The 5323-nt window shown below is 42.7% G+C and carries 6 protein-coding genes; 5 read left to right on the top strand and 1 reads right to left on the bottom strand.

The genetic code is table 11. The annotated features are described in order from the left end of the window. Nucleotides 1–227 precede the first annotated feature (227 nt). The 5 genes from A3757_RS17625 to A3757_RS17605 all read left to right on the top strand — a co-directional run bounded on the left by A3757_RS17625 (nucleotide 228) and on the right by A3757_RS17605 (nucleotide 4644). Nucleotides 228–1604 (top strand): MFS transporter, encoded by a 1377-nt coding sequence (locus A3757_RS17625; RefSeq protein WP_231872100.1) that lies wholly within the window; start codon nucleotides 228–230, stop codon nucleotides 1602–1604. Nucleotides 1605–1653: 49 nt separating this feature from the next. Then, nucleotides 1654–2250, top strand: coding sequence for a single-stranded DNA-binding protein (ssb, locus tag A3757_RS17620; protein ID WP_068554548.1), 597 nt, complete (start codon nucleotides 1654–1656; stop codon nucleotides 2248–2250). Between the two features lie 252 nt (nucleotides 2251–2502). Then, nucleotides 2503–3306, top strand: coding sequence for an aspartyl/asparaginyl beta-hydroxylase domain-containing protein (locus A3757_RS17615; protein WP_197470107.1), 804 nt, complete (start codon nucleotides 2503–2505; stop codon nucleotides 3304–3306). A gap of 174 nt (nucleotides 3307–3480) precedes the next feature. Continuing rightward, entirely contained in the window at nucleotides 3481–4038 is a 558-nt protein-coding gene (locus A3757_RS17610; RefSeq protein ID WP_068554552.1) for a cytochrome b, read from the top strand. 27 nt (nucleotides 4039–4065) lie between these two features. Further along, entirely contained in the window at nucleotides 4066–4644 is a 579-nt protein-coding gene (locus tag A3757_RS17605; protein ID WP_068554554.1) for a YceI family protein, read from the top strand. A gap of 41 nt (nucleotides 4645–4685) precedes the next feature. Here A3757_RS17605 and nth read toward each other — a convergent pair whose 3' ends face one another. Continuing rightward, complete coding sequence (nth, locus tag A3757_RS17600) at nucleotides 4686–5321, bottom strand: endonuclease III (RefSeq protein ID WP_068512591.1); 636 nt, start codon at nucleotides 5319–5321, stop codon at nucleotides 4686–4688. Between the last annotated feature and the right edge of the window lie 2 nt (nucleotides 5322–5323).

Below are 5323 nucleotides of genomic sequence, written 5' to 3'. Positions count from 1 at the left end.
TTGTAAGGTCGATATTTTTTAGGTTGTGTGTTTTTGCGCCACGAACGAGGATCTTATCCATTAATCTACTAACCGATGCTTAAAAACGGTCGATTATAGCAATTTAGACGCTAACTTGTATGACATATCACGCTAATGGGGTGTAAGCGCTCATTAGTACTTATTAGACCTGTATTGCGATTCCTTGCAGTGGGTCTTAATGATAGAATGGCTGCCCGAATAATTTGATGAATGTATACAAAATAATGACTGCTAGTGAAAAGCGCTCGGTAATTTCTTTAGCTCTTTTATATGCTTCGCGTATGCTTGGCTTGTTTATGGTTTTGCCGGTTTTTGTTTTATATGGGCAGGAGCTAGCCGGGTCGAGTGAAATTCTAATTGGTGTTGCTATTGGTGCTTATGGTTTGAGCCAGGCGCTGTTCCAAGTTCCCTTTGGTGCACTGTCTGACCGATTTGGTCGCAAAAAACTGATTTTCTTCGGGCTGCTCCTATTTCTCATTGGCAGTTTGGTCGCGGCACTTTCAACGACAATTTACGGTGTGATATTTGGCCGATTCCTTCAGGGGGCAGGGGCAATTGCCAGTGTCTTGATGGCTTTGCTAAGTGATTTAACGAGTGAAGAGAGCCGCACCAAATCGATGGCAATTATTGGTATGTCTATTGGTGTATCTTTTTCTGTTGCCTTGGTTATAGGGCCTTTAGTGGGAAGTGTTCTTGGGCTTCAGGGGATTTTCTGGTTTACTGCTGTGTTGGCACTGTTCGGAATGTTCTGGCTGTACTTCTTTGTGCCGAATCCTGTTCAGAGTGCATCCGACAGGAATACCCGTTTGTTCAAGAGCCAGTTAATGGACGTCTTAAAACATAAAGAGCTAGTTCGCCTTGATATCGGCATTTTTGCACTTCACCTTTGCCTGACAGCTTTGTTTATAGCTGTCCCCATGTCATTGCTTAACAAAATTAATATGCCGGGCGAGGATCATTGGCTGGTCTATCTAACAGTGATGGTGACATCATTTTTCGCAATGGTTCCTTTTATTATCATTGGTGAAAAGAAGCAGAAAATGAAGCCGGTTTTTTTATTCGCAATTCTGCTTCTTCTGGCTTCGTCACTGAGTTTTAGTTTGACTCAGAACCAGTTTTTATATTTCTGGCTTAGCTTGTTTTTTTACTTTATGGCTTTTAACTTGCTCGAAGCGAGTTTGCCTTCTTTGGTCAGTAAGATTTGTCCGGCTGGAAGCAAAGGAACGGCGATGGGGGTTTATTCAACTTGCCAGTTCTTTGGTGCCTTTGTTGGGGGGGTGTTAGGTGGTTGGGTTCTAAGTAGCTATGATGAGTCAGGCGTTTATCTGCTGGTAAGTATTGTTTGTCTTGGCTGGTTTCTATTTGCTCGCGGCATGGCTAACCCAAGCTCTGAAACAGGTATGACCTTAAGTTTCTCAGCTTTGGCAGACTCTCAGGCTCAGGAAATAACCGATAGGCTTAGCTCAGTGGGAGGTGTTGAAGAGGTTGTTTTGGTGCCTGAAGATAAGGTGGCTTATCTCAAAGTAATCAAAGGTAAACTAAATCAGCAGGAGCTGGATTCGGTTATGGAATGCTATCGTTAAGCATGAGACAATAATTAGATTAGAGCAAAAAATAATTCGGGGAAAGGTAATGGCAAGAGGTATAAACAAAGTAATTTTGATCGGTAATTTAGGGCAAGATCCTGATGCGCGCATGACGGCGCAAGGTTCAGCGGTCACAAACCTGAATATTGCTACGGATGAAAGTTATAAAGATAAAAACAGTGGACAGATGGTGCCAAAAACGGAGTGGCATCGTGTTGTTATGTTTAATCGTTTAGCTGAAATTGCAAAAGATTATCTGCGTAAAGGCTCTAAAGTCTATATCGAAGGTAAGTTGCAGACCAGAAAGTGGCAAGATCAAAGCGGACAAGACCGCTATACCACCGAGATTGTTGCGAACGAACTGCAGATGCTAGATAGTAAGCAGGGTGGATTTGATCAGCCGCAAGCAGCCACGCAAGGCGGGTATCAGACACAGCCTGCTCCTCAAGCAGCACCACAAGCACAGGCTGCACCGCAGGGCTATGCGCAGCCACAGCAGGCGGCGCCGGTTCAACAAGGCTATCAGCGCGCGCCACAACAGGGCGGCCAGGCTTATACTCAGGCAGCGCCTCAAGCCGCTCCGCAAAGCGCTCCAGCAATGGCGCCTCCTAGTGATGATTTTGATGATGATATTCCGTTCTAATTCACAGTATATTTAGTTTTGTAGATTTAAATTCTACAAAGAGCCCCTTGAGGTGTTATCTTTCAGGCTTATATGTAGATAAGGTCGGTACCGATGAGCCTTGCTCTGTTAGTAATTCTTCTCGTTGTGGCACTGAGTACAGTCAGCTGTGTATATGTGTATAACTATCGAGGAGAGGTGCGCTATAAGAATCTTCGCGAATATCTCCGGAAAGCTTGGCCAATTTTTGCTCCTCTCAATTGTTTTCTGTATGTGTCGACCAAGCGAAATTATCGTAAACCGATTGTTAATATTGATGATTTTGCTGAGCTTCAGTCCCTTACTGACAAGTGGGAACTCGTGCGTGAAGAGGCGGAGAGTCTTAGAGAGCAGGGTTACTTTGAGAAGACAACCAAAGAAGGCTCTGCATCGTACTATGATGTTGGCTTTAGAACCTTCTATAAGCATGGTTGGAGTAAATTCTATGTCAACTGGTATGGTTACACGCATGAATCTGCAAAGAAGCTATGCCCTAATACAGTTGAGCTGCTAAAAAACATTCCTTCAGTAAACGGTGCAATGTTTACTTTGTTGCCTCCAGGCTCAGAGTTGACTCGCCACTGCGATCCCATTGCCTGCTCATACCGGTATCAGCTTGGGCTATCTACACCTAACTCAGATGCCTGTTTTATCAATATTGATGGCAAAAGCTATTCTTGGAGGGATGGTGAGGCATTTTGTTTTGATGAAACTTATATTCACTATGTGAACAACAATACCGAAGACTATCGACTGATTCTAATGTTTGATGTTGAGCGTCCAATGAATATATTTGGTCGAGGGATTAACTGGGTATACAAGCTCTTGGCACGCGCAACTTTAGTGCCTAATACATCGATAGATCGCCAAGGTTTTTTTAACCGCCTATTCAGCACTGTTACACCTTTTCTTGAATGGTCGAAGGCCTTTAAAAAGCGGAATCGCCCGCTTTATAAAAGGCTTCAGTTTGTTTTTAACTCGCTGTTGCTGTTAATTCTGCTATTAATTATCGCTACGCCGTTTATTATCTTCTCATAACTAGTTTCCATACTCGCTATGATATAAAACTCTCTTGTTTCTAGAATAAGAGCGCGCACCCCAATTTACTCTGTGTGCAATTATGCACAACGCTTCTGCATATTTTATATTTCCGCACAAGTGTCCTTGATCTATAGTGACATCATTGTTTCTTCTGTTTAGCAGGAATGTGTGATGATCCGGAATACAGTAAGTTCTTACGGTTTGGTGGCTATTATAATTCATTGGCTCATGGCTGTTAGTATATTCTTCCTCTTTGGCTTGGGTTTATACATGGTTGAGCTCAGCTATTATGATTCCTGGTATAAGGGCTCTTTGGATCTGCATAAAAGTATTGGTGTATGTCTGCTCTTGGCGCTCATATTTCGAGTCATTTGGCGCACTATTAACATTGTTCCACAACCCGAGGTAAGTGGGCGTAAAGGTGAGGCGTTCGAGCACAAGGTGGCGCACCTAGTGCATCTAATGTTATATATTCTTATGTTTCTGATAATGAGTAGTGGTTATCTTATTTCTACTGCTGACGGTCGAGGTGTAGGCGTGTTCGAGTTGTTTGATGTGCCAGCACTACCTTCTTTGATCGAGAACCAGGAAGATATAGCAGGCGAAATTCATTTTTATCTCGCCTGGACTTTGATTGTTTTGGTAATACTTCATGTGGCAGGTGCCTTAAAACACCATTTTATTGATAAAGATACAACCTTGGTCAAAATGTTACGGTCGGGGAAATAAGTCTCAAATCCAACTTAGGAGAATAATATGAAGAAGTTAATTTTATCTGGTCTATTGGCGCTTGGTACTCTTGGCCCAGTAGGTGTTGCGAATGCCGCTGATTATGCGATCGATGTAAAGGGCGCGCATGCATTTGTTTCCTTTAAGATAAAGCACTTGGGTTATAGCTGGCTTTTAGGGCGCTTTAATGAGTTTGACGGTAGTTTTTCTTATGATGCTGCAGCACCTGAAAAATCTTCAATTAATGTGACAATTCAAACTGATAGTATTGATTCCAATCATGCTGAACGTGATAAGCATTTAAAAAGTGATGACTTCCTAGATGTTAAGAAGTTTCCGCTTGCGACCTTTAAAAGTACGAACTTTAAGGCGATTGATGAAGATAGTGCGATAGTAACGGGGAATTTCGAGCTTCATGGGGTAAGTAAAAGTATTAGTTTCCCGGTTGAAAAGGTGGGTGAAGGGAAAGATCCTTGGGGTGGTTATCGAGCTGGGTTCACCGGTAAGACGAGCTTAAAGCTTGCTGATTACGGTATTACCCGTAACTTGGGCCCTGCTTCGACACACGTAGAAATTGAGCTGAACATCGAAGGTATTCGACAGTAGCCCCTAATTCAGGATAATTATTGTAACCGGCTAGTAAGTAATTACTCGCCGGTTTTTTCTTTAAATTCGCATAAGTCCTCAATTAAGCAGGCGCCGCATTTAGGTTTTCTGGCAACGCATGTGTAACGTCCGTGAAGAATAAGCCAGTGGTGAGCGTCTAATAAGAACTCTTTGGGAACAAATTTAAGAAGCTTCTTTTCAACTTCCAGTACATTCTTACCGGGTGCGATTTTTGTCCGATTGGACACTCTAAAAATATGCGTGTCGACGGCCATGGCAACTTGTTTAAATGCCGTGTTCAATACCACGTTTGCAGTTTTTCTTCCTACACCAGGCAAAGCCTCAAGCTCTTCTCTGGTTTGTGGGACCTCACTATTATGCTTATCTATCAGTATGTTGCATGTTTTAATGACGTTTTCTGCTTTTGCATTAAACAGGCCAATGGTTTTTATATAAGCCTTTAAGCCATCAAGGCCCAAGTCTCTAATTGTTTCGGGGGTATTGGCAATGGGAAACAGTTTATCGGTTGCTTTATTTACACCTTTGTCAGTTGCTTGGGCTGATAAGACGACAGCTATCAGTAACTCAAAAGGGGAGCTGTAGTTCAGCTCTGTCTCGGGGGATGGGTTTTCATTTCGTAAGCGTGTAAAAATTTCAGTGCGTTTGCTTTTATTCATAA

The organism is Oleiphilus sp. HI0117, from assembly GCF_001635235.1.
This window is presented reverse-complemented; position numbering and strand designations above follow the sequence as displayed.